The sequence below is a fragment of the Tepidibacillus decaturensis genome, from assembly GCF_001561915.1.
Lineage (GTDB): Bacteria > Bacillota > Bacilli > Tepidibacillales > Tepidibacillaceae > Tepidibacillus_B > Tepidibacillus_B infernus.
The window spans coordinates 1,308,116-1,334,043 of the sequence record NZ_LSKU01000001.1 but is presented as its reverse complement, the minus strand read 5'-3'; the positions used below and the strand labels follow the sequence as shown (position 1 = coordinate 1,334,043).

Annotated in this window: 27 protein-coding genes and 2 pseudogenes; 25 read left to right on the top strand and 4 right to left on the bottom strand. The window is 36.8% G+C overall.

The window, feature by feature from the left end; translation table 11 throughout:
* Nucleotides 1–109 precede the first annotated feature (109 nt).
* A complete protein-coding gene (gene cudC / locus U473_RS06485; protein WP_068724560.1) occupies nucleotides 110–661 on the bottom strand; it encodes a choline uptake/conversion transcriptional regulator CudC in 552 nt (183 codons plus the stop codon).
* 319 nt (nucleotides 662–980) lie between these two features.
* Here cudC and proV point away from each other — a divergent pair.
* The 5 genes and pseudogenes from proV (at nucleotide 981) to spoVM (ending at nucleotide 4,938) form a co-directional block, all read left to right on the top strand.
* A pseudogene (proV, locus tag U473_RS06480) lies at nucleotides 981–2,188 on the top strand (glycine betaine/L-proline ABC transporter ATP-binding protein ProV).
* On the top strand, nucleotides 2,181–3,020 hold the full coding sequence (locus U473_RS06475; RefSeq protein ID WP_068727501.1) for an ABC transporter permease: 840 nt from the start codon (nucleotides 2,181–2,183) through the stop codon (nucleotides 3,018–3,020). The pseudogene proV and the gene U473_RS06475 overlap by 8 nt, the downstream one beginning before the upstream one ends.
* 19 nt (nucleotides 3,021–3,039) lie before the next feature.
* The gene (locus tag U473_RS06470; RefSeq protein WP_201024154.1) at nucleotides 3,040–3,939 is read left to right on the top strand and encodes a glycine betaine ABC transporter substrate-binding protein; all 900 of its coding nucleotides are present in this window, start codon (nucleotides 3,040–3,042) and stop codon (nucleotides 3,937–3,939) included.
* Nucleotides 3,940–4,071: 132 nt separating this feature from the next.
* A complete protein-coding gene (locus U473_RS06465; RefSeq protein ID WP_068724551.1) occupies nucleotides 4,072–4,719 on the top strand; it encodes a thiamine diphosphokinase in 648 nt (215 codons plus the stop codon).
* 135 nt (nucleotides 4,720–4,854) lie between these two features.
* Entirely contained in the window at nucleotides 4,855–4,938 is an 84-nt protein-coding gene (gene spoVM, locus U473_RS14555) for a stage V sporulation protein SpoVM (protein WP_068724548.1), read from the top strand.
* 82 nt (nucleotides 4,939–5,020) lie between these two features.
* Here the strand turns inward: spoVM and rpmB are convergent, their stop codons facing one another.
* Nucleotides 5,021–5,209 (bottom strand): 50S ribosomal protein L28, encoded by a 189-nt coding sequence (gene rpmB / locus U473_RS06455; RefSeq protein WP_068724546.1) that lies wholly within the window; start codon nucleotides 5,207–5,209, stop codon nucleotides 5,021–5,023.
* 221 nt (nucleotides 5,210–5,430) lie between these two features.
* Here rpmB and U473_RS06450 point away from each other — a divergent pair, with 221 nt between their 5' ends.
* The 8 genes and pseudogenes from U473_RS06450 (at nucleotide 5,431) to coaD (ending at nucleotide 13,712) form a co-directional block, all read left to right on the top strand.
* Nucleotides 5,431–5,793 carry an Asp23/Gls24 family envelope stress response protein gene (locus U473_RS06450; protein ID WP_068724544.1) on the top strand — a complete coding sequence of 121 codons (363 nt, stop codon included), beginning with the start codon at nucleotides 5,431–5,433 and terminating at the stop codon, nucleotides 5,791–5,793.
* A gap of 15 nt (nucleotides 5,794–5,808) precedes the next feature.
* Complete coding sequence (locus U473_RS06445; RefSeq protein ID WP_068724541.1) at nucleotides 5,809–7,548, top strand: DAK2 domain-containing protein; 1,740 nt, start codon at nucleotides 5,809–5,811, stop codon at nucleotides 7,546–7,548.
* An 11-nt stretch (nucleotides 7,549–7,559) separates the two neighbouring features.
* Nucleotides 7,560–8,414 (top strand): DegV family protein, encoded by an 855-nt coding sequence (locus tag U473_RS06440; RefSeq protein WP_068724539.1) that lies wholly within the window; start codon nucleotides 7,560–7,562, stop codon nucleotides 8,412–8,414.
* Nucleotides 8,415–8,670: 256 nt separating this feature from the next.
* Entirely contained in the window at nucleotides 8,671–9,336 is a 666-nt protein-coding gene (gene sdaAB / locus U473_RS06435; RefSeq protein WP_068724536.1) for an L-serine ammonia-lyase, iron-sulfur-dependent subunit beta, read from the top strand.
* A 15-nt stretch (nucleotides 9,337–9,351) separates the two neighbouring features.
* Nucleotides 9,352–10,245, top strand: a complete 894-nt coding sequence (gene sdaAA / locus U473_RS06430) for an L-serine ammonia-lyase, iron-sulfur-dependent, subunit alpha (protein ID WP_068724533.1) — start codon at nucleotides 9,352–9,354, stop codon at nucleotides 10,243–10,245.
* Nucleotides 10,242–12,308, top strand: coding sequence for an ATP-dependent DNA helicase RecG (recG, locus tag U473_RS06425; RefSeq protein ID WP_068724530.1), 2,067 nt, complete (start codon nucleotides 10,242–10,244; stop codon nucleotides 12,306–12,308). The genes sdaAA and recG overlap by 4 nt, the downstream gene beginning before the upstream one ends.
* Before the next feature lie 335 nt (nucleotides 12,309–12,643).
* A pseudogene (gene rsmD, locus U473_RS06420) lies at nucleotides 12,644–13,197 on the top strand (16S rRNA (guanine(966)-N(2))-methyltransferase RsmD).
* A gap of 29 nt (nucleotides 13,198–13,226) precedes the next feature.
* Nucleotides 13,227–13,712: a pantetheine-phosphate adenylyltransferase gene (gene coaD, locus U473_RS06415; protein WP_068724528.1), complete on the top strand. Its 486-nt coding sequence runs from the start codon at nucleotides 13,227–13,229 to the stop codon at nucleotides 13,710–13,712.
* A gap of 63 nt (nucleotides 13,713–13,775) precedes the next feature.
* On the opposite strand, the gene ylbJ is transcribed toward coaD, so the two are convergent.
* Complete coding sequence (gene ylbJ / locus U473_RS06410) at nucleotides 13,776–15,026, bottom strand: sporulation integral membrane protein YlbJ (protein WP_068724526.1); 1,251 nt, start codon at nucleotides 15,024–15,026, stop codon at nucleotides 13,776–13,778.
* A gap of 142 nt (nucleotides 15,027–15,168) precedes the next feature.
* Between ylbJ and U473_RS06405 the strand changes: the two genes are divergently transcribed.
* Both U473_RS06405 and U473_RS06400 read left to right on the top strand, forming a co-directional pair.
* A complete protein-coding gene (locus U473_RS06405) occupies nucleotides 15,169–15,960 on the top strand; it encodes a patatin-like phospholipase family protein (protein ID WP_068724523.1) in 792 nt (263 codons plus the stop codon).
* On the top strand, nucleotides 15,947–17,038 hold the full coding sequence (locus U473_RS06400; RefSeq protein ID WP_068724521.1) for a SepM family pheromone-processing serine protease: 1,092 nt from the start codon (nucleotides 15,947–15,949) through the stop codon (nucleotides 17,036–17,038). The genes U473_RS06405 and U473_RS06400 overlap by 14 nt, the downstream gene beginning before the upstream one ends.
* Here the strand turns inward: U473_RS06400 and U473_RS06395 are convergent.
* Nucleotides 17,019–18,227 (bottom strand): nucleotidyltransferase, encoded by a 1,209-nt coding sequence (locus U473_RS06395; RefSeq protein ID WP_068724519.1) that lies wholly within the window; start codon nucleotides 18,225–18,227, stop codon nucleotides 17,019–17,021. The genes U473_RS06400 and U473_RS06395 overlap by 20 nt on opposite strands.
* Nucleotides 18,228–18,329: 102 nt before the next feature.
* Here U473_RS06395 and U473_RS06390 point away from each other — a divergent pair, with 102 nt between their 5' ends.
* The 10 genes from U473_RS06390 to rnc all read left to right on the top strand — a co-directional run bounded on the left by U473_RS06390 (nucleotide 18,330) and on the right by rnc (nucleotide 25,854).
* Nucleotides 18,330–18,854: a YceD family protein gene (locus U473_RS06390; RefSeq protein ID WP_068724516.1), complete on the top strand. Its 525-nt coding sequence runs from the start codon at nucleotides 18,330–18,332 to the stop codon at nucleotides 18,852–18,854.
* A 61-nt stretch (nucleotides 18,855–18,915) separates the two neighbouring features.
* Nucleotides 18,916–19,089: a 50S ribosomal protein L32 gene (rpmF, locus tag U473_RS06385; protein ID WP_068724514.1), complete on the top strand. Its 174-nt coding sequence runs from the start codon at nucleotides 18,916–18,918 to the stop codon at nucleotides 19,087–19,089.
* Nucleotides 19,090–19,226: 137 nt separating this feature from the next.
* On the top strand, nucleotides 19,227–19,799 hold the full coding sequence (gene fapR / locus U473_RS06380; RefSeq protein ID WP_068724511.1) for a transcription factor FapR: 573 nt from the start codon (nucleotides 19,227–19,229) through the stop codon (nucleotides 19,797–19,799).
* 19 nt (nucleotides 19,800–19,818) lie between these two features.
* Nucleotides 19,819–20,832 carry a phosphate acyltransferase PlsX gene (gene plsX / locus U473_RS06375; protein ID WP_068724509.1) on the top strand — a complete coding sequence of 338 codons (1,014 nt, stop codon included), beginning with the start codon at nucleotides 19,819–19,821 and terminating at the stop codon, nucleotides 20,830–20,832.
* Nucleotides 20,819–21,817: a beta-ketoacyl-ACP synthase III gene (locus tag U473_RS06370; RefSeq protein WP_321164151.1), complete on the top strand. Its 999-nt coding sequence runs from the start codon at nucleotides 20,819–20,821 to the stop codon at nucleotides 21,815–21,817. The genes plsX and U473_RS06370 overlap by 14 nt, the downstream gene beginning before the upstream one ends.
* An 11-nt stretch (nucleotides 21,818–21,828) precedes the next feature.
* Nucleotides 21,829–22,764 carry an ACP S-malonyltransferase gene (fabD, locus tag U473_RS06365; protein ID WP_068724507.1) on the top strand — a complete coding sequence of 312 codons (936 nt, stop codon included), beginning with the start codon at nucleotides 21,829–21,831 and terminating at the stop codon, nucleotides 22,762–22,764.
* A gap of 13 nt (nucleotides 22,765–22,777) precedes the next feature.
* Nucleotides 22,778–23,518 (top strand): 3-oxoacyl-[acyl-carrier-protein] reductase, encoded by a 741-nt coding sequence (gene fabG, locus U473_RS06360; RefSeq protein ID WP_068724504.1) that lies wholly within the window; start codon nucleotides 22,778–22,780, stop codon nucleotides 23,516–23,518.
* 52 nt (nucleotides 23,519–23,570) lie between these two features.
* Nucleotides 23,571–23,804, top strand: coding sequence for an acyl carrier protein (acpP, locus tag U473_RS06355; protein WP_068724502.1), 234 nt, complete (start codon nucleotides 23,571–23,573; stop codon nucleotides 23,802–23,804).
* Nucleotides 23,805–23,897: 93 nt separating this feature from the next.
* Nucleotides 23,898–25,139 (top strand): beta-ketoacyl-ACP synthase II, encoded by a 1,242-nt coding sequence (gene fabF / locus U473_RS06350; protein WP_068724501.1) that lies wholly within the window; start codon nucleotides 23,898–23,900, stop codon nucleotides 25,137–25,139.
* 10 nt (nucleotides 25,140–25,149) lie between these two features.
* The gene (rnc, locus tag U473_RS06345; protein ID WP_399168416.1) at nucleotides 25,150–25,854 is read left to right on the top strand and encodes a ribonuclease III; all 705 of its coding nucleotides are present in this window, start codon (nucleotides 25,150–25,152) and stop codon (nucleotides 25,852–25,854) included.
* The last annotated feature ends 74 nt before the right edge of the window (nucleotides 25,855–25,928 follow it).

Genomic DNA, 25,928 nt, shown 5'->3' with positions numbered 1-25,928 from the left:
AGGGGATAGCACAACGCTTCCCCCATTTTTATCGGTAAAATATAACTTTCTTTTCATTATTATAATAGAACCCCACAAAAGTAATCGGAATACGCTTTGAAGGAGATCGTCACTTTTGTGGGTTATCTTTGATTTTTGGAATCAGTTTGAAAATCTCCCCTGACTCAAAAGTGTCGATTAGTTTTTCTAACCAAAAATAATAGCTTTCAGCTTCTTCTAGCTTTTTTAAGTCTAATTGGGCGAGCTCTCTGATTTCTTGTATAGTTTCCTTTCGTTCTATCAAATAACTATAATCTTGTTTTGATTTTTCAATAGCTGCTAAGTTGATTTCAATAGCCCTTTTCCACTTTGTAGAGAAAAAATCAAAAAAGGTTTTATACCAGTCTCCTTCTGCTTGGTAAAGATCCTTTCTTACACCTTTTTTCCAAACCTTATGTACCATCTTTGTATCTAATAAAGTTCGAACTCCAGTACTCATACTGGTTTTACTCATACCTAAGCTTTCCCGCATTTCATCAAGGGTTAAGGCACGATCAGAAAAATAAAGAGTACCATATAATCTACCTATAGAGTCTGTAATCCCATATAAGTCCATGTTATCAGCAATCGATTGAATGACCCTTTCCCGAGCCTCTTCTAAGATTTGTTGATCATCTCTCATTGATGGATCCGCTCCCCATCTTAACGTCTATTTATTCATTCAAACTAAAAAACAAATGATTATACTAAAATGTACTTTTCTTATTAAAACATTCGATTTTTATTGTAACTAATTGAGCCATTTCAGTAAAGAGTTAAGATAGGTATCATATGGCAGGATCTGAAAGGATTTCTAAGTATACACTAAAATAATTTTGTACAGTTTTTTCTGAATGAACAATATACAAGGAAATAACGGAATATAATGTTTGTTTCTTATTCGAGGTTTTCTTAAAATAGAAAAGTAATCATTTGAAATGTGCTTCGAGAAGAGGTGGATTATGGAGAAGATATTAGAGGTGAAAAATTTAACTAAAATTTTTGGTCACAACCCCAGTAAAGCAATTGAAATGTTAAATAAAGGAATCGATAAAAATACAATCTTAAATCAAACAGGATTAACAGTAGGAGTAAATCAAGCGAACTTTGGTGTTTATCAGGGTGAAATATTTGTGATTATGGGATTATCAGGTAGTGGTAAGTCTACATTAGTGCGAATGCTTAATCGATTAATTGAACCCACAGCTGGCCAGATATGGATTCAAAATGAGGAAATCACGAAGATGAGACAAGATCAACTTCGAGAGGTAAGAAGGAAAAAGATTAGTATGGTATTCCAACGGTTTGCGCTATTTCCTCATAAAACTGTTCTTGAAAATGTGGAGTATGGATTAGAAATCCAAGGTTTACATAAGGATAGTAGGGTAAAACAAGCGAAACAGGCCTTAGAATTGGTCGGTTTGAAGGGTTGGGAACAACAATATCCTGATCAATTAAGTGGCGGAATGCAACAAAGGGTTGGACTAGCAAGGGCACTAGCAAATGATCCAGAAATTTTATTGATGGATGAAGCCTTTAGTGCTTTAGATCCTTTGATTCGAAAAGAAATGCAAGATGAATTAATTGAATTACAAGCTAAAATGAAAAAACAATCATTTTTATTACACACGATTTGGATGAGGCATTAAGAATTGGCGACCGGATTGCATTGATGAAAGATGGATCAATTGTACAAATTGGTACGCCAGAAGAAATCATGATGAATCCAGCTAATGAGTATGTAGAACGATTTGTTGAAGATGTAGACTGGTCTAAAGTATTAACGGCAGCTAATGTAATGAAACGACCTGAGTCGGTAACGATTGAAAAAGATGGCCCTAGAGTCGCTTTAAAAAGAATGAGAGATTTGGGAATATCTAGTATTTATGTAGTCAATCGTTTAAAACAACTAGTTGGCGCGTTAACAGCAGAGGATGCAGATCGGGCAATAAAACAGAATTTACCTATTGATGTAGTCATGATAAAAGATGTGCTAAGGGTTAAGCCGGAAACGGTATTAAGTGACTTATTGCCTTTAGTTGCTGTAGCAAAAATACCAGTTGCTGTTGTCGATGAAGATAAACGTTTAAAAGGGGCAGTGATTCGTGGCGCAGTGATTGGAGCCTTATCAGGAAATGGGGTGAATGAAGATGGACCAATGGATGAATAATCACAAACTACCAATAAGAGAATGGATAGATCAAATAACTGAATTTATGACCACAGAGTACCAACCTTTTTTTGATGCTTTCAAAAAAGGTGTAGGTGTTCCTATTGATTCTCTTACCCATTTCTTGCAAACCATACCTATTCCAGTTTTCATCATTGGGATCGTCTTACTGTCCTGGTTATTAACAAAGAAAAAATCAATGACGATCTTTACTTTGATAGGATTTCTATACATTTATAATATGGATTTATGGAAAGAAACCATGGAAACTTTATCATTAGTTCTTTCTTCAGCTTTTATTTCTTTTATTATTGGAATCCCGATTGGTATTTGGTCGGCAAGAAATGATGTGGTTAGGGACTTTGTTACCCCAATTCTAGATATGATGCAAACCATGCCAGCCTTTGTTTACTTATTACCTGCGATAATGTTCTTTAGTATTGGAGTGGTACCGGGCGTGCTTTCATCTGTCGTATTTGCGATGCCTCCAACGATCCGATTAACGAATTTAGGCATTAGACAGGTACCTAGTGAATTAATTGAAGCTGCAGATTCCTTTGGTTCTACAGGCGGACAAAAACTATGGAAGGTGCAAATCCCTTTAGCTTTGCCAACGATTATGGCAGGAATCAATCAAACGATTATGCTTTCGTTGTCCATGGTTGTTATTGCCTCAATGATTGGGGCGTCAGGATTGGGTGAAGTTGTCTTATATGCGGTTACCAATTTAGAAATTGGTGTTGGTTTTGAAGCAGGATTAGCAGTTGTTGTATTGGCTATTATTTTAGACCGCCTAACCCAAAACCTTGGTCAACGCAAAAATAATAGATAAAAAATAGGAGGGGAATTTCATGAACATGAAAAAAGTAGGTGTTTTCTTATTAATTTCCGTTTTGAGCTTAGGTTTGGTTCTAAGTGGATGTAGTTCAACTCCAACTTCAGAGGATCAAATAGCAAAAAATGAACAAAAAGCAAAAAGAAAAGTTACTCTTTCTTATGTTGCATGGGCATCAGAAATTGCAAGCACAAATGTTGTTAAAACCATTCTGGAAGATAAATTAGGCTATGAAGTTGATATGAAACAGGTAAATCCTGGTGCAATGTACAACTCTGTCGCTAGTGGTGAAGCAGATGCAACTGTTGCTGCTTGGTTACCAACCACACAGAAAGCATTGTATGAAAAACACAAAGATAAGTTAGAAAATTTAGGGCCTAATTTAGAAGGAACGATTATTGGTTTAGTAGTACCAAAGTATGTGGATATTAACTCTATTGAAGACTTAAATGAGAATAAAGACAAATTTAATGGTGACATCGTCGGAATCGACGCTGGGGCAGGAATTATGGCTACAACTGATATTGCCATCGAAAAATATGGGCTAGACCTTAATCTTCGCTCAAGTTCCGATGCAGCTATGACAGCAGCACTAGATCGAGCCTATAAAAATAATGAGTGGATTGTAGTAACAGGTTGGACCCCTCATTGGATGTTTGCTAAATATGACTTAAAATATCTTGAAGATCCAAAGGGAATATATGGAGAAGCAGAGGAAATCGATACACTTGTTCGTAAAGGTTTAAAAGAAGATGATCCAACCCTTTACAATTTCTTTGATCAATTTTATTGGGAACCTTCCGATATGGAACAAGTAATGGGATGGATTCAGGATGGAATGGATGAGACAGAAGCAGCAAAAAAATGGGTAGAAGAGAACGAAGAGAAAATAAAAGCTTGGTTATCAGCTGAATAACTTGAGAGTGGGGCATGTAAATCATGTCCCTTTTCTTAGTAAAGAAAGATAACTTTCTTTTCTTCATTCATATAAATTTGATACAATTAGTTATAAATCTAACCATATGGTAAAGAAGTGAGGGAGTAGTAAATGGGTAAGGAAGAGGTTATGATTGTAACAGGTGGACTACTTACTGAAAGCATTTTACCCTTCATCAAAAAAAGTGCAATTGTAATTGGGGTTGATCGTGGGGCAGAATGGCTTATTATTCATGGGATTGTACCAGATTATATTGTTGGCGATTTTGATTCGGTTGATACTTCTTTCTTTGAAAAAGTAAAAACCCAATACGCCGATCGAATTCATCAGTCTCCCGCCGAAAAGGATGAAACAGATACAGAATTAGCTGTACAGTTAGCACTTACTTTAAATATAAAACGTATTACTTTATTAGGGGGGATTGGAACCCGGTTAGACCATGTAATAGCGAACATTCATGTCCTATTGCAAGCAGCTGAAAAGAATGTGGAAGCTGTCATGATAGGTGGTAATAACCGAATTCAAATCCTTTTACCTGGACAGAGAAAAATTATTGATAAAAGTAAATATACTTATGTATCATTAATTCCATTTAGTGATCAAGTAGAGGGATTAACGATTTCCGGATTCAAATACCCGCTTCAAAATGCAGTAATGAAACTAGGCATACCCTATGGAATAAGTAATGAATTAGTAGAGGAAAAGGGAACGATTTTAATCTTAAAAGGAATATTATTAATCATTGAAAGTAAAGACTAAGCAGCTATAAAAAATAGTTGCTTTTTTTGTACATTTTATTGGATAGATGAATATACTGTATTAGGCACTTGTGTATTTGATGATCTTTTCATTAAATCTGAGAATAATGAACGTTTCCATAAGGGAGGGGTAGGGGTGAGATTCTATACAATCAAACTTCCAAAATTTTTAGGAGGCTTTGTAAAAGCCGTCATGGGAATCTTCCAAAAAGAGAAGTAAGTTCGTGAATAGGACTTATTCTTCATTTTAAACAGTAGAAAAAGCACCAAGATTGGTGCTTTTTTGTATTCAAAAATCTTCATTAAACACGAGTAACTTTACCTGATTTTAAAGCTCTAGTACTTACATAAACACGTTTTGGTTTGCCATCTACTAAAATACGAACTTTTTGTACATTAACGCCCCATTTGCGTTTATTTTTACGATTGGAGTGACTTACAGCATTTCCTGTACGCCCTTTCTTACCAGTAACATAGCACTTACGAGACATGTGCCCACCCCCTTATAAACTACTTAAAAAACATGAATAATAATGATGTTACATACACAAAGAATTACATACTTGGATATAGTAGCATATCAAATTCCTTTTTTCAAGTCGAGTTTGAACCAGAATTCCATAAAAAATCATCAAAAACTTTTATTATGACAATATATATAGTAAAATAAGATATAGCCCAAAGGTATACTATTTCTTAGGGGGATTAACTCATGACAATTGAAATGTCAAATCAGTTAGGCAAAGTTTTTATTACCAATGAAGTGATTGCTACTGTTGCAGGAGTTGCAGCAATGGAAGTCTTTGGCTTGGTTGGTATGGCTTCTCGTAAGCAAATTAAAGATGGTATTGCGGAATTACTAAGAAGAGAGAACCTTAGCAGAGGAATTGAAGTGCGTAGCGAAAATGAAGAGGTTGTTATTGATATGTATATTATTGTTAGTTACGGTACTAAAATTTCAGAGGTTGCTCATAATGTGCAACAAAAAGTAATTTATACATTAGAGAATACGATTGGTGTTAAGGTTTCTAGAGTAAATGTAATGGTGCAAGGTGTCCGTGTGACCCAAGTGTAGGTAAGGAGGATTTTTGTGAACGACCGACAAATAGATGGAAAATTATTTACGCAAATGGTTCTTGCTGGAGCGCAAAATCTTAATCGTCATGTAAAAGATGTTGATGCGCTAAATGTATTTCCTGTCCCAGACGGTGATACAGGAACCAATATGAATTTATCACTTACATCAGGTGTTAACGAGTTGAAGAAAATCAATACCGATCATATCGGCAAAGCTGCTGGGGCCCTTGCAAAAGGTTTATTGATGGGAGCGAGGGGAAATTCAGGTGTGATTTTGTCACAGTTGTTTAGAGGTTTCTCTAAATATGTAAGTAACTTTGAGACCATCGATAGTAAACAATTTGCTGATGCGCTTAAACTAGGTGTTGATACTGCTTATAAAGCGGTAATGAAACCTGTTGAAGGAACGATTTTAACGGTGTCTAGAGAAGCGGCTCGAGAAGCGATAAAAGTGGCTCGCCGTGAAACGAACATCGTGAAAGTGATGGAAGAGACGATTGCTAAAGGAAAAGTTGCTCTATTGAAGACACCGGATTTGTTGCCTGTATTAAAAGAAGTTGGGGTCGTTGATGCCGGGGGACAAGGCTTAATCTTTATTTATGAAGGATTTTTGGCTGCTCTAAAAGGGGAAGAAACGCTTCAATTTGAAGAATCGGTGATGGAAAATAGAGAACAAACTAGTTTGGCAGAGATGGCTCATAAACATCAACCCGTTCAAGCAAAGCTCTCAACAGAAGAAATTGAATTTGGATATTGTACCGAATTTATCGTTGGACTAAATGAACAAATAATAAAAGCTAAATCATTTGATGAGATAGAATTTAGAAAGAATATTTCTAAATTTGGTGATTCTCTGTTAGTTGTTGCTGACGATGAAATTGTTAAAGTTCATATTCACGCTGAACATCCTGGTGACGTTTTAAATTTTGCAATGAACTTTGGAAGTCTACATAAAATTAAAATTGATAATATGAGGGAGCAGCATAGCCACATCGTCTTAGGTGAAGGATATTATCATGATACTGCTGGAAATGTTGAGTCTAGTAATGGAAAGACTGAAGAAAATATGGACGATGAAGCGACAAAAGAGGTACAACCCTATGGAATCATTGCTGTTGCCTTGGGAGAAGGGATTAGTGAAATTTTTAAGAGTCTTGGGGTAGATATCGTCATTAGTGGTGGGCAAACGATGAATCCAAGTACTGAAGATATTGTTAATGCCATGAAAGAAGTTCATGCAGAAAAATATATTATTCTTCCAAATAACAGTAATATCATTCTTGCAGCTGAACAAGCGCAAAAACTTGTGGATCAGCCTGTCGCGGTGATTCCATCTAAATCTATTCCTCAAGGAATGACGGCTTTATTATCATTTAATCCGAATGCTTCATTAGAAGAAAATAAAGAATTGATGGTTGAAGCCTTAGCACACGTTAAAACAGGACAGGTAACCTATGCAGTTAGAGATTCAAAATTTGAAGGTATGGAAATTAAAGCTGGTGATTATTTAGGGATTGCCGACGGAAAGATCATTTCTACTTCCAATGACATGCTTGAGACGTCATTTATGTTATTAAAGGAAATGATTGATACAAATCAAGAGATCTTAACCATTATCTATGGCGAAGATGTAAATGTTGAACAATTGAATGAATTAGAGAAAAGAATTTCTGAAACTTATCCAGACCTCGAAGTTGAAATACATAATGGCGGTCAACCATTGTATTATTTTATTTTCTCACTTGAGGAATAAGAGGTGACAAAATGGGGAAGGTTTATGTCGTTACTGATAGTACTGCAGATATCCCTAAAGAGCTTGCACAATCTTTAGGAATAACGGTTGTCCCATTAAAGGTACATATGCAAAATCAAACCTACCTTGATGGGGAAACCATTACGCCCAATGTTTTTTATGAAAAATTAAAGCAATCTGATGAGTTACCAACAACATCACAGCCATCTCCAATGGATTTTGTTAAAACTTATCAAAAGTTGGCAAATGGAAATGAAGCCAAAATCATTTCGATTCATTTATCAGCTGCATTAAGTGGAACCGTCCAATCAGCACTCCTTGCTAGGTCTATGGTCGAAGAAGAAGGAATCGAAGTTGCAGTTTTAGATTCAAAAAAGGCTTCTTACTCGATTGGGATCATTGTTGTAGGAGTTGCTGAAGCAGTAAAGGCAGGCAAGAGCTTTGAAGAAGCGATTCAAATAGCAGAAGAACTTATAAAGGATACTCAAGTTTATTTTTTAGTGGACTCTTTAACTTATTTACATAAAGGTGGACGTATTGGAAGGGCTTCCTCATTGTTTGGATCTTTATTAAACATCAAACCTATTTTGTCTTTGAATGACCAAGGAGAAGTTTTTGCAATTGACAAAGTAAGAGGACGGAATAAAGCGACGGCGAAGATTATAGAAATGTTAATGGATTATGCAAAAGATCAAAAAGTACGTGTAGGAATTTCTCATGCAATAAACCTTGAAGAAGCTCAGAAGCTAGAACAACTCGTAAGGGAAAAAATGAATGTTCAGGATTTTGTCATTACGGAAATCGGACCTGTTATCGGTACTCATGTAGGTCCTGGAACATTAGCAATCATGATGTATAAATCTTAGTTGAGTGTTGCTGATAAACCCCAAGCCTATTTTAAAATGTACCCTTTGTAAAGGACATTTTATTTTAGGCAAGGGGTTTTTTTACAGTTAGAAAAATCAACTGAATGTCTGTTACTAAAGAAAAGAGGGTATATGATTAACTCTGATGTGAAAGTAGTTTACTCTTGCTAAAGGTTAATGAATTTGAGAAAATTTTTTATGGATGAAAGAAAGATTTTTTGCTTAGAACATACTTGATTAGGCACAGGAGGAGAAAATGAAATATCATTCTGTTTTTGATATTATTGGACCGGTTATGATTGGCCCATCTAGCTCACATACCGCTGGGGCAGCAAGAATAGGAAGAGTTGCAAGAAGTATTTTTGGTAGAATGCCAAAAAAGGCCATTATCACCTTATATGGGTCTTTTGCAAATACTTATAAAGGGCATGGTACGGATGTGGCGATTGTTGGAGGTTTATTAGACTTTGATACCTATGATAATCGAATCGTAGACTCTCTTGTGATTGCAAAAGATTTTGGCATAGACGTACAGTTTGTAATCAGTGAAGAGGAAGCAGATCATCCAAATACAGCAAAAATACACCTTGAAGATGATCACAACTCATTGGAAGTCACCGGTATTTCTATTGGTGGTGGTAAAGCGGAGATTACTGAAATCAATGGATTTAAAATTAAGGTTTCTGGAAATATCCCATCTTTAATTGTGATTCATGAAGATCGATTTGGTGTGATTGCTTCTGTTTCCAATGTTTTAAGTCTGTTCGAAATCAATATTGGCTATATGGAAGTAGCAAGAAAAGAAAAAGGTTCAACCGCCCTTATGGTAATTGAAACCGATCAGCCTATAAACCAAGAAGTGATGAAAGAAATTGAAGGCTTACTTCACGTAAAACGTGTTGCTCTTCTAAAAACCAGCTAGTGGAGGAAACGACAAATGAAATTTACATCTATTACTCAACTTGTAGAATTGGCCGAATCACAAAATAAGAAAATTTCGGAGATCATGATCGAAACGGAGATGGAAATACACAATCGATCTAAGGAAGATATCGTTGAACAAATGAGAAATAGTTTATATGTGATGCGTGACGCAATTGCAAAAGGCTTAACAGAAGAAATAAAATCGCGAAGTGGCTTAAGTGGTGGAGATGGGAAAAAACTTGCTCAATATCTGGCAAATGGCCATTATCTCTCAGGTTCAACGATTCTTGAAGCGGTAAGTAAATCTGTGGCTACCTCAGAGGTAAATGCTTCCATGGGAACGATTGTCGCAACTCCGACGGCTGGTTCAGTAGGGATTTTACCTGGAACGATTTTTGCTTCCGCAAAAAATTTGCATTCTTCAGAAGAAGAAATGGTTCATGCATTATTTACAGCAGGGGCGATCGGATTAGTCATTGCAAACAATGCCTTTATTTCTGGAGCAGCAGGAGGTTGCCAAGCAGAGGTCGGTTCAGCTACAGCAATGGCTGCAGCCGCTGTGGTTGAAATGGCAGGAGGTACACCAACCCAATCAGCCAATGCATTAGCTATTGCATTGAAAAATATGCTAGGTTTAACCTGCGATCCTGTAGCGGGTCTTGTTGAAGTTCCTTGTGTGAAAAGAAATGCGATGGGAGCTGCAAATGCAATGATTGCAGCTGATATGGCATTGGCAGGAATCCAAAGTGTGATTCCGCCAGATGAAGTGATTGAAACCATGTATCGTATTGGCTGCACTATGCCGATGCCTTTAAAAGAGACTGCTTTAGGTGGTTTAGCAGCTACACCAACCGCAAGAAAATTTGAAGTAGAAATTTTTGGAGCACCTTTACACAAAAAGAAATGAGTATCGATCCATTACAACAAGAAGTAGTTGGTGTAAAAGGAATAGGAAAGCAAAAAGCAGATGATCTTTTAGGTATGGGTATACGTACGGTTAAAGATTTATTCCAATATTTTCCTTATCGTTATGAAGACTATGGTGTAAAAAAAATCACAGAAGTTTCACACGGGGATAAGGTCACGATAGAAGGGAAGATTTATAGTGACCCTTTATTAAAACGACTACCAAATAAAAAAAATATAGTATCTGTTCGCGTCGTTGTTGACCAATTTGTCATTACTGCAACTTGGTTTAACAGAGCTTTTTTGAAAAATCAATTGAAAGCAGGACGTCCAATTCTCCTAACTGGTAAGTGGGATAAGTATCGATTACAAATCACAGTAAGTGAATCAGAGTTTTTGGACAGGGCGGTTAGTACAAAAAAAGGGAATCTTTTACCTTTCTACACCATACCAACAAATATGAATCAACAGGGATTTCGAAAAATCATGATGCAAAGCTTACAACAGTTTGGCCTAGCAATCGAAGAATATCTTCCACAGGATATCATCGATCAGTACAAATTGTATACGTTACGCGAGGCATATCAAGCGATTCATTTTCCCAAAAACACTCAGGATGGAAAACTTGCTCGAAGAAGACTTGTATATGATGAACTTTTATTCTATCAAATAAGCCTTCAACTTTTTAAAAAAATGAACCGAGAAAATTGGGAAGGGATAGAAAGAAATATCGATCTGCAGCAACTCATCCCGTTGATCAAAACCCTTCCTTTTGAGCTTACTCAATCGCAAAAAAGGGTGTTAAAAGAAATTTTACATGATATGTCTCAATCCTATGCAATGAATCGATTACTTCAGGGGGATGTTGGGTCTGGGAAAACAGTTGTGGCTGCCATTACCTTATATGCAAATTTTTTAACTGGCTACCAAGGAGCGTTAATGGTTCCTACAGAAATATTGGCTGAACAACATTTGGATTCATTAAAAGAGATTCTTACCCCTTTTGGTGTTGAAATTGGCTTATTGACAGGTAAATTGACAGAAAAACAACGGCACCAAATGCTGGGGCAGTTACAAATGGGGATGATCGATGTCATAGTGGGTACACATGCTTTGATACAAGAAGATGTTCAATTTCACAAACTTGGTTTGGTGATTACCGATGAACAGCACCGATTTGGAGTAGAACAAAGGGCCTTATTAAGGAAAAAAGGGGATGAAAAGACGCCTGATGTTCTTTATATGACAGCGACACCAATACCTAGAACATTAGCCATTACCGCTTTTGGGGATATGGATGTTTCTACGATCGATGAATACCCAGCAGGTAGGAAGAAAATTGAGACTTATTGGGTAAAACCGGATACGTTTCCGCGAGTCTTAGATTTTATGGAAAAACAAATCAATCAAGGTAGACAAGCTTATGTCATTTGCCCCTTAATTGAGGAATCAGATAAGTTAGATGTTCAAAATGCGATCGACATTCATGCGGCACTTATTCAACATTTCCCGCAATATCAAATAGGACTTATGCATGGGAGATTGCATCCTAAAGAAAAAGATGAAATCATGTTAGGATTCAGTATGAATCAGATTCAAGTCTTGGTTTCAACAACTGTGGTAGAAGTTGGAGTTAACGTTCCTAATGCAACGCTTATGGTCATTTATGATGCAGAGAGATTTGGATTAGCCCAATTGCACCAATTAAGAGGAAGAGTAGGAAGAGGTTCTGAACAATCCTATTGTATTTTGTTGGCTGATCCTAAATCAGAAACAGGTAAAGAACGGATGAAAGTCATGATAGAAACAAATGATGGTTTTGAAATTGCGAGAAGAGATTTGGAATTACGAGGGCCTGGTGACTTTTTTGGTGTAAAACAAAGTGGAGTACCTAATTTTAAACTTGCTGATCTGATAGAGGATTACCGTACATTAGAAGTTGCTAGAAAAGATGCAGAACAATTGATTCAAAATGAAGACCTATGGAAACAAGAAAAATGGAGTAGGTTAAAAAAAGAAATTGAATTATTAGGCTTGTTTCAGAAAAAGACAGTTGATAGCTAGTAAAGAAAACCCACAAAAGTGACGACCTCCTTCGAAGCGTATTCCGATTACTTTTGCGTGGACCCATTATCCATTATAATATAATGAAAAGAAAGTTATACTTTCTCCAATTAAAAAAATCCCACAGAGAAAAAAAGCCTCTGTGGGGTTAATGCACGCAAGGTGCATCAACGAAATGGGAGAGGAGAAACCGGAGGAAGAGCTTATGGGGAAACGTAAGTCTTCTCCGCGGTTGTCTGCAATACCATTTGTATTGCTAATACTAGGATTACCGAAAATGGGAATATTATACCTGAAAAAATAATTTTTTTACTGTATAAGGAAAGAGTGATTTCATGAGAGTCATAGCTGGCCAAGCGAAGGGAAGATTCTTAAAGCCTGTCCCAGGAACCCATACGAGACCAACTACAGATAAGGTAAAGGAATCCATTTTTAATATGATTTATCCCTATATAAATGGGGGGATGTGTTAGATTTATTTGCTGGTACAGGTGGGCTAGGTATCGAAGCTTTAAGCCGTGGAATGGAACACGCCATTTTTATAGATCGTAATCGTAAAAGTATTGAAGTGATCAAACAAAATTTAGAAACGACTGGGTTTTCTAGCCAAGCAGAAGTTTATCTCAATGAGGCTGAAAGAGCTTTAAAGGTATTGTATAAGAGAGAAGTGCATTTTGACATGGTTTTTCTTGACCCTCCTTACAAATTAAATATGATAGAAAAACTATTACATACATTTTATGAATACACTTTGATCAATTCTAATGGTATTATTGTTACTGAACACGATAGTAAAGTAGAGTTAGCTGAACGAATTGACCATTTTCGAGTTATTAAAAAAGCGATTTACGGAAATACAGGAATCACAATTTTTCAAAATGAAATCTAATCGTCATACAATAAATGGAGGTTTAAACATTGATACACGCAGTCTATCCAGGAAGCTTTGATCCTGTGACATTTGGTCATCTAGATATTATCCAAAGAGGAGCAAAAATCTTTGATAAAGTAACAGTGGCAGTTCTAATTAATCCAAATAAAAACCCTTTATTCACAGTGGAAGAAAGGGTTGAACTCATTCGTGAAGCGATAAAGGGGATACCACATGTAGAGGTTGATAGTTTTCATGGATTACTGATTGATTATATGCGATTAAAACAAGCAAATACGATTATTAAAGGGTTAAGAGCCGTCTCAGATTTTGAGTATGAATTGCAAATGGCTTCCATCAATCGAAAACTTGATGATGATATTGAAACTTTTTTTATGATGACTAATAACACATATTCTTACTTAAGTTCAAGTATTGTAAAAGAAGTCGCACGACATCATGGTTCAGTAAGTGACCTTGTGCCTCAGTTTGTAGAAGAAGCACTTAAGGAAAAATTCAATACCAAGAAATAATACAAAGCACCTACAGCATCAACTACGTAGGTGCCTTCCTTCTTTATCAATCGCAAAAAGAAACTATTTACCGTGTTTGCGTTTGATTGAATAAGAAAAGAAAGATAACAGAAGCAAAATAAAAAGAAACCATAATAGTAATGTGCTTTGGTAGGTAAAGGTATTCCAAAGAGAAACAATGGAGGTCTGACTTGTAGAATATTGGTATATAAATGTCGGCAAACTATTTGCAGCTTGCTCAAGATGAAATGGTTTCCAAACGATAAAAGAAATCATAAAGGCGATAAGTGTGTGAAGAATTCTTGCAATTAAAAAAGGTGTATAGCGAATATCTGTCCTTTGCAGAATAGCAGCAATCTGAGCATGGACAGAAATGCCACTCCATGCAGCAATACCGCTTACAATCGCTAATTTTTCGACCATTGGAATACTTGTAGAAGCTTCACTCACTGTTTTTGCACCTAATGTGACTTCAAAGAAACCGTAAATTATCGATTGGGACATTTCAGGTGCAATGCCTAATGGGAGTAAAAACAGAGTGATGCCCTTCGTAAGGATTTCTGTAAATTGAATTTGTGTCAAAATCGATAAAATAACGGAAAATACCATAATAAATCCGCCGATCATTAACAAGGTTTGTATGGATGAGGTAACAGCATCTCCGAGTAATTTTCCTAACTTTCGGCCATCATTTAATCTAGACCGATGCATGGCCTTAAAAGCTTTAACCAATATATTTCTTTGGTTATGTAAACGGTCTGGAATGATAATACGCTCTTTATTGCTTCTTTCATGAAAACGCATAATAAAACCTAAAAGAATACTTGAAGAGTAGTGAATAAGTGCAATAAGAACCCCTAATTCTACATCATGAAAAAAGCCGATTGCAACGGCACCGAAGAGAAAAAGTGGATCAGAGGTACTTGTAAATGACACAAGCCTTTCTCCCTCTATTCTTGTAATCATGTTTTGCTCTCTTAACCGAGTTGTGAGTTTTGCTCCCATAGGATATCCTGATGCAAAGCCCATGGCTAAAACAAAGGCACCTACGCCTGGCACATTAAATAATGGTCTCATTAAAGGTTCTAATAAAACACCCATAAAATGAACGACCCCAAATCCTAATAAAACTTCCGATGTAATAAAAAAAGGTAATAATGCCGGGAAAATAATATCCCACCAAATTCTTAAGCCTTGTAAAGAAGCATCAAAGGCTGTATCGGGAAACATCACCATGGCAATGGCCAAAAAAATTGCTGCTATGCCAGAAACTAAAGTTTTTAAATGAGAACTTCCAATTTTAGATGTGTTCATAGCATCCCTCCATTCACCTTCCTTTTACATATGTACGTAAGGTCTGTCCCGTTTAGACCAACCTTTCATACTTTGTTATTGGAAGGAATACTGGACTATCTTTACATGAAAGGCATATGATTGAAAAAGAGGTGATATACAGATGAGACCAAAGATCGGAATTGCCCTTGGCTCAGGAGGGGCAAGAGGATTAGCCCATATTGGGGTTTTGCGTGTGTTGCAAGAACATCAAATTCCCATTGATTTTATTGCTGGTAGTAGTATGGGAAGCTTAATTGGTGCCTTATTTGCAAATCATAATGATATTAACATGATTGAGAAATTAGCGATTCATTTAAAGCGTAAATATTGGTTAGACTTTTCCGTTCCCAAATTGGGGTTGATAACTGGTGATAAGATAAAAGAATTAATACGAATCCTTACTCATGGGAAGAATATAGAAGATTTGCCGATTCCCTTGGCTATTGTTGCCACAGATATTGAAAACGGCCAAAAGAAAGTATTTCGTAAAGGGCCAATCGCTCAAGCTGTTCGTGCTAGTATTTCGATTCCAGGAATTTTTGTTCCGGAGAGAGTAAATGATCAGCTTCTTGTAGATGGAGGGGTTGTTGAACGTGTCCCTATCCATTCGGTACGAGAAATGGGGGCAGAATTTGTGATCGCTGTAGATGTTGGGATGGTTGACGCTAAAATGAAAGTAAAATCGATTTTTGATGTAATAACTCAGACGATCGATATTATGGAAAGGCAAATCTATCACCAACAAATCATAAGTGCCGATTACGTCATTCGCCCTAATGTAGGGGAGATTAGTACGACATCCTTTACAAATGTGAAGGAGATTATTGATGAAGGTTATCGAAAAGCTAACGAAGTGATTGAAGAAATTAAGGAATCACTAATACAATGGGAGAATCATCATGGGAAAAAATAATAATGTTCAATCGCGTAAAATAAAACGGATTCAATGGGTGGTAATGGTTATCATTATTTTTGTTTACCTCACATTTTACATACCAGTACCTTATTTTATTACAAGTCCTGGTTCTGCAATGGAATTAAGTCCTATGATTGAAGTACAAGGGGGATACAAAGAAAAAGGAAATTTCTTGTTAACGACCGTTGCACTAGGAACAGGAAATTTGGCATATTACCTTTATACATATCTAGACCCTTATATGGAGACGCTTCCTAAAAAGGCAGTTTTAGGTGAAAATGAAAATCCTGAGGATTATTCGAAGAGGCAATTGCAAGTGATGAAAATATCTCAAGAAGATGCAATGATTGCAGCTTTCCAAGCCATTAACCAACCAATAATCGTAAAAAATAAAGGAATTCTCGTGATGGAAGTGGTTAAGGGGATGCCAGCAGAAAACATATTTAAAGTAGGAGATTTAATTATCGAAGTTGATCACCAATCAATAAAAGAAGTAAAGGAGTTATTACATATACTTGAAAAGAAAAAGGCTGGTGAAAACATAGATGTACGTTTTATAAGGGAAGGAAAAACTTACTTAAAGTCAATACAATTAGCTAAACTTTCTCAACAAACCTCTTTAGATCTGGAAACAAAATCTCAAAGTGAGAGGAGAGTTGGTTTTGGAATTTATCCTGCTCAAGAAAGAGAAGTGATCCCATCCAAAAAAGTTGTATTTAACACAGAAGATATTGGCGGACCTTCAGCTGGTTTAATGTTTACTTTAGAAATCATCAATCAATTGACTTCGGAAGATCTCACAAAGGGTTATCAAATTGCTGGAACAGGTACGATTCAGCCAGATGGAACCGTAGGGCAGATTGGGGGAGCTCGCTTAAAAGTAAAGGCCGCTTATGAAAAGGGGGCAGAGATCTTCTTTGTACCAAAAGATATTGCTACTGATGATATAAACCAAAAAGAAGCTGAAGAGTCAAATCGCTCCTTAGGAAATCCCCTTACAATCGTACCCGTATCTAATGTAAAAGAAGCCCTAAAATATTTGCAAGGCTTATCCCCTAAGGAGAATAAAAAATAGGTTTTTGTTTGTATTCTAACTTTGTTAGTAAACGATTTTTTAATCCTAATTCGTAAACCATACTTGCTTGAACATCCGTTTCAAACATTTGCGGTTGATGACGAGAGATTTTTGTGATCATTGGAACTTGTACCTGATGTTTGATTCGATTTAAATAAGCACGTCCGCGTTCATTAAATCCTAAGATTCGCAGATAACTAGGACCTTTTTTCATATCTAGTGAAGCAATTTGAGCCTTTGTAACATTTAACAAGATATGAAGGAGCATCCGTTGGAGTTTTGTCCGTGTATATCGTTTTGTTTTGATGGACTGAATCAATTCTTCAAAATTGGAAGAGGTAAAAGCATATTCTTTTAACCGGTACTCTATCCCTTCTTCAATACCATGTATTTCTTTTAGTTGAGAATGGGACTTAGTCGTTAAGAGAAATTGGAGAAAAGGGAAAAAGTGATCCCAAGAATGGATTCTCTGATGTTGTAATTCTCGTTCTAATTCATGGTAGGTACTAGAAGGTACGACGGGTTCAATTTGATCCAAACGGTTGGTTGAAAGAATATTTTTTCTTATCGCTGTTGCACTTGCAAAAGAATCAGAATAATTAAGCATAGGTTCGTGATAATGGACCGATTTTCTTTGAATTGTGTGAGCTTGAATCTTACTGTTTAATTTTTTTAATTGGATCAAATATTGTAGGCCCAAAAGATCATTTGGTTCTTTTAATCGAACATGATCCTGTTCAAGAAATGACTCTAAGGATAGAGATAGTGCTTTTGGGTAAGAATGGCCTAATGAAAGAGCTTCTTTTATTCTATTTTTGAATGAATCGGGTTCCTTGTATAATACATGGGCGATCTGGTATAAGGACGAGATGGAATCTGACTCGCTTCCAAAGACCAAGTGATCAACCTTTAAATGTTCAAGAATGGAAATCGCGCCAAATGCAAACCAATCGGCTGATTGAATGGCAAAGATCGTTGGCAGTTCGATAACAAGATCAATACCTTGGCGTAAAGCCATTTTGGTTCTTGTCCATTTGTCCACAATCGCAGGTTCTCCACGCTGAACAAAAGAACCGGACATTACCGCGATCGTGGTCTCAGGATGGATCATTTTTTTAGCTTGCTGTAAATGGTAAAGGTGGCCATTATGGAATGGATTGTATTCAACAATAATTCCTAGTGTAGTCATAAGATTCCCCCGTTTCAAAGGTATTATAACCGAAGAAACAATGATTGACAAATTTAAAAATGATAAGATATAATGAAACTTGTTGTTTATGAGGTGACAGTCTTGATTATCAAAACTTGGGAACTGGATAAAAGCAAAGTACCTTTAAAACTTCACTATACTGAAGATTTGTCTCATTTAACAAAAGAGATTGACCAGATTAAGGGGATAAAACCCGTTGAAGTGACAGCTCTAGCTGATAAAACAGCAGATATCTACATCCTAAAAGGACAGGTCCAAACCATATTAACATTACAATGTTCAAGATGCTTATCCTTTTTCGACTATCCATTGCAAAGTGAACTTGATGAGGTCTTTTTACCCAAAGATTTGGAAGAACAATGGGACGATGACGATGAGAGGATTCATATCTTACAGAGTGATGAAATCGATGTAACTGCTGTTGTCCAAGAAAATGTATTGTTAAATACTCCTTATGTCCTGGTTTGTCATGAGGAATGTAAAGGACTTTGTCCAACCTGTGGAATCAACTTAAATGAGAGAACATGTGAATGTAAACAGGAGAAGGTTGATCCTAGGTTAGCAGATTTAGCAAAATGGTTTGACCAAAATGATACATCGGAGTAAAATAAAATGGTCATTTTACTCATTTTGTATAGACTTTAATCTCTTCAAGGAGGTGGGATTCATGGCAGTACCTTTTAGAAGAACTTCTAAAACCCGTCGCGATAAGCGCCGTACTCATTTTAAATTGGAAGTACCAGGAATGGTAAAATGCTCACAATGTGGTGAGTATAAATTAGCTCATCGTGTATGTAAAAATTGTGGAACTTACAAAGGAAAAGAAGTTATAAGTAAATAATCTCAGATAGCAAGGACACAATGTTCTTGCTTTTCTATTTTAATCGTTATACTTAATTTTCCTTTACCGCTTGAAAAAGCGGTATTTTTTTACTATACTAATTAGTACCTGATACTAAAAATAGGTGATAAGATTAGGTGGTGATTGCCATCGCACGAATTCCAAAAAAGAAAAGGCAAGAAGAATTAAAAAATGTGGTGGATGAAAATCCGTTGATAACTGATGAAGAACTAGCAAAGAAGTTTCAGGTGAGTATTCAAACGATTCGCTTAGATCGAATGGAGCTGGGAATTCCAGAACAAAGAGAACGGCTAAAATCGATGGCTAAAGAGAATAATGATCATGTAAAATCATTACAAATAAATGAAGTGATCGGTGAAATCCTCGATTTACAATTGGATCAATACGGAATCTCGATGATGGAAATTCAAGAGGATCAAGTTTTTAATAAAACGGGGATTGCTAGAGGACATTATATATTTGCACAGGCCAATTCATTAGCTGTCGCGTTAATCAATGAAGAAATTGCGTTAACAGCTAAAGCTGAGATTCGTTTTATTCGACCTGTTTATTTAAATGAAAGACTTGTCGCTAAAGCAAAAGTGATCGACCAACATCTTGATCGAAGCGAAATAGAAGTAGAAACCTTTGTGAGAAATGAGATTGTGTTTAAAGGAAAATTTACGGTTTATCGATCCAAGGGACTATAGCTTGAATAGGAGGATCGTCATGAAAATTGCGATTGATGCTATGGGCGGTGATTTTGCGCCTAAGAGTACAGTAGAAGGGGCAATTGAGGCCGCAAAACGTTTTAATGATATTGAGATTGTCCTGGTTGGTAAAACAGAAGAAATCAATAAAGTGAAAACCGAACCCTTTCCAAAGAACTTGACCATTCAACATGCGGAAGAAGTGATTTTGACTGAGGACGAACCAGCTAGAGCGGTAAGAAAGAAAAAAGAAGCATCATTAGTCGTTGCATCAAGAATGGTAAAAGAAAAAGAAGTGGATGCAGTGATTACCGCTGGTAACACGGGAGCCTTTATGGCTTCTGGGTTACTAATCGCAGGAAGACTAGCAGGAATTGAAAGGCCAGCATTAGCTCCTGTTTTACCAACAATGGGTGAGAATGAAATTTTAATTCTTGACGTAGGGGCAAACATGGATCCAAAGCCAGAACATCTCGTTCAATATGCTGTAATGGGAAAAATTTATTCAGAACAAGTTTTAGGCATACAAAATCCGAGAATAGGATTATTAAATGTTGGTACAGAGGATACGAAAGGAAATGAACTGACAAAAAAAACATTCCCACTCTTAAAAGCACTTTCAGTCCAGTTTGTCGGAAATGTGGAAGCAAGGGATGTTTTAAATGGCGTATGTGATGTGCTGATTACTGATGGCTTTTCTGGGAACATTCTTCTTAAAACAACAGAGGGTGTTGCTAGTACTGTTTTTCAATTGCTAAAAAAGGAATTTATGCATAACACATTAACAAAATTAGCAGCTGCGATACTGAAACCAGGACTTAAGAATTTCAAGAAAAAGTTGGATTATTCCGAAGTAGGAGGAGCTCCGCTTCTCGGAGTGAATGGTGCTTTTATAAAAGCACATGGCTCATCAGATAGCAAAGCGATTATGAATGCTGTCCGACAAGCTAGATTATTTTTGAAAAATCAAGTAATCGAAAAAATTGAGCAAGAAATTGCAAAAGGGGTGGAGAATCAAAATGATGACAAATAGTGTTGGAATTTTAGGTATAGGTTCGTATGTTCCAGAAAAAGTGTTAACAAATTTTGATTTAGAAAAAATGGTAGACACCAATAATGAGTGGATCGTCTCAAGAACAGGAATTAGAGAAAGAAGAATCGCTTCCAAAGAGCAAGCTTCGTCTGATTTAGCTTATGAAGCTGCAAAGCTAGCTTTAGAAAGAGCAAACATAACACCAGAACAATTAGATTTAATCATTGTCGCAACGGTAACACCTGACACTTCTTTTCCTTCAACTTCTAATATTTTGCAAGATAAATTAGGGGCTAATCGAGCGGCAGCTTTTGATTTAGCAGCAGGTTGTTCAGGCTTCATTTATGGTTTATCCACAGGTTCTCAATTTATTAAATCAGGTACTTATCAATATGTTCTTGTTGTGGGCGTAGAAACATTATCTAAAATTACAGATTATACAGATCGAAATACTTGCGTTTTATTTGGTGATGGTGCTGGAGCAGCAGTCCTTGGTCCTGTCGAAGAAGGGTATGGTTTTCTATCCTTTGAATTAGGCTCCGATGGTTCAGGTGGTAGTTTGTTAAAATTACCAGCAGGTGGTTCAAGAATGCCTTCCTCCGATGAAACTGTACAGCAAAAATTACATTATATTCAGATGGCAGGTAGCGAAGTTTTTAAATTTGCAGTTAAAACGATGGAACAATCCCCAATGCGTGTAATTGAAAAAGCTGGTCTAAACAAAGAAGATATTGATTTTCTTGTACCCCATCAAGCGAATTTAAGAATCATTGACTATGCTGTACAACGCTTAGAATTAGACCGCGACAAAGTCGTTGTTAACCTAGATCGTTATGGCAATATGTCTTCTGCCTCGATTCCGGTTGCCTTGGATGAAGCTTTACAAGAAAAGAGAATCAAGCATGGCGACTATGTCTTGCTCGTTGCCTTTGGAGCCGGTTTAACATGGGGAGCAACCCTTCTAAAATGGTTTGAGCAAAAGTAAGGAGGATTTAAATGCAAAAAATAGCGATCATTTTTCCAGGGCAAGGTTCCCAATATGTAGGGATGGGATCCGAGTTTTATAAAGAATACCCAAGTGCTAGGGAAACGTTTAAACAAGCCGATGAATGGCTGGGTTATTCTTTATCTGGATTGATGTTTAATGGACCAGAAGAAGATTTGCGATTAACAGTCCATACACAACCAGCAATCCTTACTGCTAGCTTAGCGATATGGAATGTAGTCAAAGAGATGGGAGTAAGACCAGATTTTGTTGCTGGGCATAGTTTAGGAGAGTATAGTGCCTTAACAGCAGCAGAGGGTATATCTTTTAAAGATGCTTTGCAGGCAGTTAAGAAACGGGGCCAATGGATGGAAGAAGCCGTTCCAAATGGGGAAGGTACAATGGCAGCCATTATGGGAATGGAAAAAAATGAATTAGATCAAGTCTGCCGTGAAATAACAGAAAAAGGCCATGTTGTGGAATTAGCTAATCTAAATACACCAAATCAGATTGTCATCTCCGGAAGTAAAACCGGGGTTGAAATGGCTAGCCAAGAAGCAAAAGCAAAGGGAGCAAGAAGAGTAATCCCCCTAGCAGTGAGTGGTCCATTCCATTCCCGCTTGATGAAACCTGCGAAAGAAAAATTACAATCTTACTTAAATGAAACAAAAATAGTGGAACCAATAGTTCCAGTTGTCATGAATGTAACAGGCAAACCTGAGACCAATCCTGTAACAATCAAACACCATTTAGTAGAACAAGTGGTGTCCCCTGTTTTATGGACTGATTCAATCGAATGGATGATCGACCAAGGAATTGATACATTTGTTGAAGTGGGTCCTGGAAAAGTACTAACAGGATTAGTGAAGAAGATTAATAACCAAATACAAACTTATTCGATTGAAGATATTACTTCATTTGAAAACTTTAAAAATAGTTTAAAATAAAGGGGGCAATCCAATGCTGAATTCTAAAGTGGCTATTGTAACTGGCGCTTCTCGGGGAATTGGTAGAGAGATTGCATTAGTTTTAGCAGAAGCAGGAGCCAATGTGGTTATCAATTACATGGGAAATAGAGAAAGAGCTGAGGAAGTAGCAGAGCTCGTAAAGGAGTTAGGAAGAGTAGCATTAGTGGTACAAGCTGATGTGTCTAACCCTGATGATGTAGAAAATATGGTAAATCTGACTTTAACCAAATTCGGTAAAATTGATATACTTGTAAATAACGCTGGTATTACTAGGGACAACTTAATTATGAGAATGAAAGTAGAGGATTGGGACACTGTCATCGATACCAATCTAAAAAGTGTCTTCTTGTTAAGTAAAGCTGTGTCTAGGCAAATGATGAAACAAAGAGAAGGAAGAATCATCAATATTTCTTCAGTTGTCGGTGTTCTTGGTAATCCGGGACAGGCGAACTATGTCGCTGCAAAAGCAGGGGTAATTGGGTTGACTAAGACATTGGCCCGAGAGTTTGCATCTAGAGGAATTACTGTTAATGCGGTAGCCCCAGGTTTTATCGAGACAGATATGACCGCTTCTCTAAAAGAGGAGATTCGAACACAACTATTATCGCAAATCCCATTAGCTCGTCTTGGTTCAGCCAAAGATGTAGCAAAAGTTGTCAGATTTTTGGTATCTGAGGATGCTAGCTATATGACTGGACAAGTGTTGCATGTAGATGGTGGAATGGTCATGTGACTAGTTTTTTCCTAATCATTTTCGTATAATACTGGAGAGGAGGTGAACGATCGTGGCAGATATATTTGATCGTGTAAAGAAAATTATTGTAGATCGTCTGGGAGTTGATGAAGAAGAGGTAAAACTTGAGTCTTCATTTAAAGATGATCTTGGCGCTGATTCATTAGACATTGTAGAATTAGTGATGGAGTTAGAAGATGAGTTTGAGATAGAAATTTCTGATGAAGATGCAGAAAAAATCTCCAAAGTAGGAGAAGTTGTAGATTATATTAAAGCTCATCAGTAAGTACAACATAAAGTCCCGAACTTCCGGGACTTTCTTCTCAATAAAGAATGTATAACTTTCTTTTCCTTAAACAGCGTCATAAGGGGTGTAATAATGGATAAACGTGTCGTTGTAACTGGTATGGGAGTCGTTTCTCCTATTGGGAATCATATCGACTTATTTTGGCATAACTTGATTCATGGCAATTCAGGGATTGATTATATTACTCAATTTGACACTGCTGATTTTACAATTAAATTTGCAGGGGAAGTAAAGGATTTTAATCCTGAAGAATATATCGATAAAAAAGAGACGAAAAGGATGGATCGTTTTACTCAATTTGCTATCGCTGCATCAAAAATGGCAATTAATGATGCAAATTTAGTGATAGATGATACAAACGCAGATCATGTGGGCGTTTATATCGGCTCTGGTATTGGTGGGTTAAAAACAATAGAAGAACAACATAAAGTCATGCTGGAGAAAGGTCCAAAACGAATTAGTCCATTTTTTATTCCTATGTTAATAGGTAATATGGCATCTGGACAGGTTTCTATATTTACAGGAGCAAAAGGACCAAACAGTGCACCTGTTTCTGCATGTGCAACTGGAACCCATGCGATCGGAGATGCGTATTTGATGATTCAACGTGGGGATGCAGATGTCATGATTACTGGCGGAACTGAAGCAACCATTACCCCATTAGCGATCGGCGGTTTTGCTTCTATGAAGGCTCTTTCTACACGAAATGAGGATCCAAAAAAAGCAAGTCGCCCTTTTGATAAAGATCGAGATGGCTTTGTCATGAGTGAAGGAGCAGGAGTTCTGATTTTAGAATCATTAGATCATGCTTTAAGTCGTGGAGCAAAAATTTATGCTGAAGTGATTGGCTATGGTGCTACTGGAGATGCCTATCATTTAACAAGTCCTGCTCCTGGTGGAGAAGGTGCAGCTAGAGCAATGAAAATGGCTTTAAGAAGGGCGAATATTCAACCTGAAGAAGTAGACTACATTAATGCTCATGGAACTTCGACTGAATTGAATGATAAATTTGAAACCATGGCGATTAAAGCAGCATTTGGAGAGTATGCTTATAAACTGGCTATAAGTTCGACAAAATCTGTAACAGGACATTTATTAGGGGCTGCTGGAGCAGTTGAAGCGATTGCGATGGCGCTAGCCCTACAAAATGGAATCATACCGCCAACGATTAACTATGAAACAAGAGATCCTGAATGTGACCTTGATTACGTACCCAATGAATATAGAAAACAAGAAATTAAAGTTGCACTATCCAACTCACTAGGATTTGGTGGTCATAATGCAACGATTATTATGAAAAAATATCAAGAATAGGAACTTGGTGGTGACAATAGTGGCAAGAGATTTTAAACTGCTTCAAGAAGATTTGGGTATTTCTTTTCATAATACCCAAATCTTGAGGCAGGCTTTTACCCATTCCTCTTATGTGAATGAACATCGTAATCGTAATTTACAAGATAATGAACGTTTAGAATATTTGGGTGATGCAGTATTAGAACTTACGGTATCCGACTATCTTTTTCATAAGTTTCCAAAGATGAAAGAGGGAGAAATGACGAAGCTAAGGGCTGCAATCGTTTGTGAATCTTCTTTAGTAGACTTTGCAGAATTCCTTCATTTCGGGGACTATATCTTACTTGGAAAAGGCGAGGAATTGACTGGAGGAAGGGCTCGCCCTGCATTACTTGCAGATGTATTTGAATCCTTTATTGGTGCTCTTTATTTGGATCAAGGAATCGAATCAGTAAAACAATTTTTAGAGAGGTACGTATTTCCTAAGATTGATCACGGTGACTTTTTTCTTGTTCATGATTACAAAAGTCAATTACAGGAGCTTGTTCAGCATGATAACTTAGGAAATATCGTATATCAAATTGTTGAAGAAATTGGCCCTGCTCATGATCGTGAATTTCATTCTGAAGTACAAATTGAAGGAAAGGTATACGGCCATGGGATTGGTAAAAGCAAAAAAGAATCTGAACAACAGGCAGCTCGACAAGCTTTAAAAAAATTAGATGTTAACGTATAGAAAAAGGGAGCAAACCACTGCTCCTTTTTTTAAAGATTAAGAAAGTTAACTTTCTTCCATTTGTCATTTAAGGG

Excerpts from the sequence above, each read along its gene's own strand:
- cudC (WP_068724560.1), bottom strand. The coding sequence starts at position 661 with ATGAGAGATGATCAACAAATCTTAGAAGAGGCTCGGGAAAGGGTCATT.
- sdaAA (WP_068724533.1), top strand. The coding sequence starts at position 9,352 with ATGAAATTTACATCTATTACTCAACTTGTAGAATTGGCCGAATCACAA.
- U473_RS06470 (WP_201024154.1), top strand. The coding sequence starts at position 3,040 with ATGAACATGAAAAAAGTAGGTGTTTTCTTATTAATTTCCGTTTTGAGC.
- U473_RS06465 (WP_068724551.1), top strand. The coding sequence starts at position 4,072 with ATGGGTAAGGAAGAGGTTATGATTGTAACAGGTGGACTACTTACTGAA.
- plsX (WP_068724509.1), top strand. The coding sequence starts at position 19,819 with ATGAAAATTGCGATTGATGCTATGGGCGGTGATTTTGCGCCTAAGAGT.
- fabF (WP_068724501.1), top strand. The coding sequence starts at position 23,898 with ATGGATAAACGTGTCGTTGTAACTGGTATGGGAGTCGTTTCTCCTATT.
- U473_RS06440 (WP_068724539.1), top strand. The coding sequence starts at position 7,560 with ATGGGGAAGGTTTATGTCGTTACTGATAGTACTGCAGATATCCCTAAA.
- U473_RS06370 (WP_321164151.1), top strand. The coding sequence starts at position 20,819 with ATGATGACAAATAGTGTTGGAATTTTAGGTATAGGTTCGTATGTTCCA.
- U473_RS06405 (WP_068724523.1), top strand. The coding sequence starts at position 15,169 with ATGAGACCAAAGATCGGAATTGCCCTTGGCTCAGGAGGGGCAAGAGGA.
- U473_RS06395 (WP_068724519.1), bottom strand. The coding sequence starts at position 18,227 with ATGACTACACTAGGAATTATTGTTGAATACAATCCATTCCATAATGGC.
- rpmB (WP_068724546.1), bottom strand. The coding sequence starts at position 5,209 with ATGTCTCGTAAGTGCTATGTTACTGGTAAGAAAGGGCGTACAGGAAAT.
- ylbJ (WP_068724526.1), bottom strand. The coding sequence starts at position 15,026 with ATGAACACATCTAAAATTGGAAGTTCTCATTTAAAAACTTTAGTTTCT.
- U473_RS06450 (WP_068724544.1), top strand. The coding sequence starts at position 5,431 with ATGACAATTGAAATGTCAAATCAGTTAGGCAAAGTTTTTATTACCAAT.
- recG (WP_068724530.1), top strand. The coding sequence starts at position 10,242 with ATGAGTATCGATCCATTACAACAAGAAGTAGTTGGTGTAAAAGGAATA.
- fabG (WP_068724504.1), top strand. The coding sequence starts at position 22,778 with ATGCTGAATTCTAAAGTGGCTATTGTAACTGGCGCTTCTCGGGGAATT.
- fabD (WP_068724507.1), top strand. The coding sequence starts at position 21,829 with ATGCAAAAAATAGCGATCATTTTTCCAGGGCAAGGTTCCCAATATGTA.
- rpmF (WP_068724514.1), top strand. The coding sequence starts at position 18,916 with ATGGCAGTACCTTTTAGAAGAACTTCTAAAACCCGTCGCGATAAGCGC.
- U473_RS06400 (WP_068724521.1), top strand. The coding sequence starts at position 15,947 with ATGGGAAAAAATAATAATGTTCAATCGCGTAAAATAAAACGGATTCAA.
- U473_RS06475 (WP_068727501.1), top strand. The coding sequence starts at position 2,181 with ATGAATAATCACAAACTACCAATAAGAGAATGGATAGATCAAATAACT.
- sdaAB (WP_068724536.1), top strand. The coding sequence starts at position 8,671 with ATGAAATATCATTCTGTTTTTGATATTATTGGACCGGTTATGATTGGC.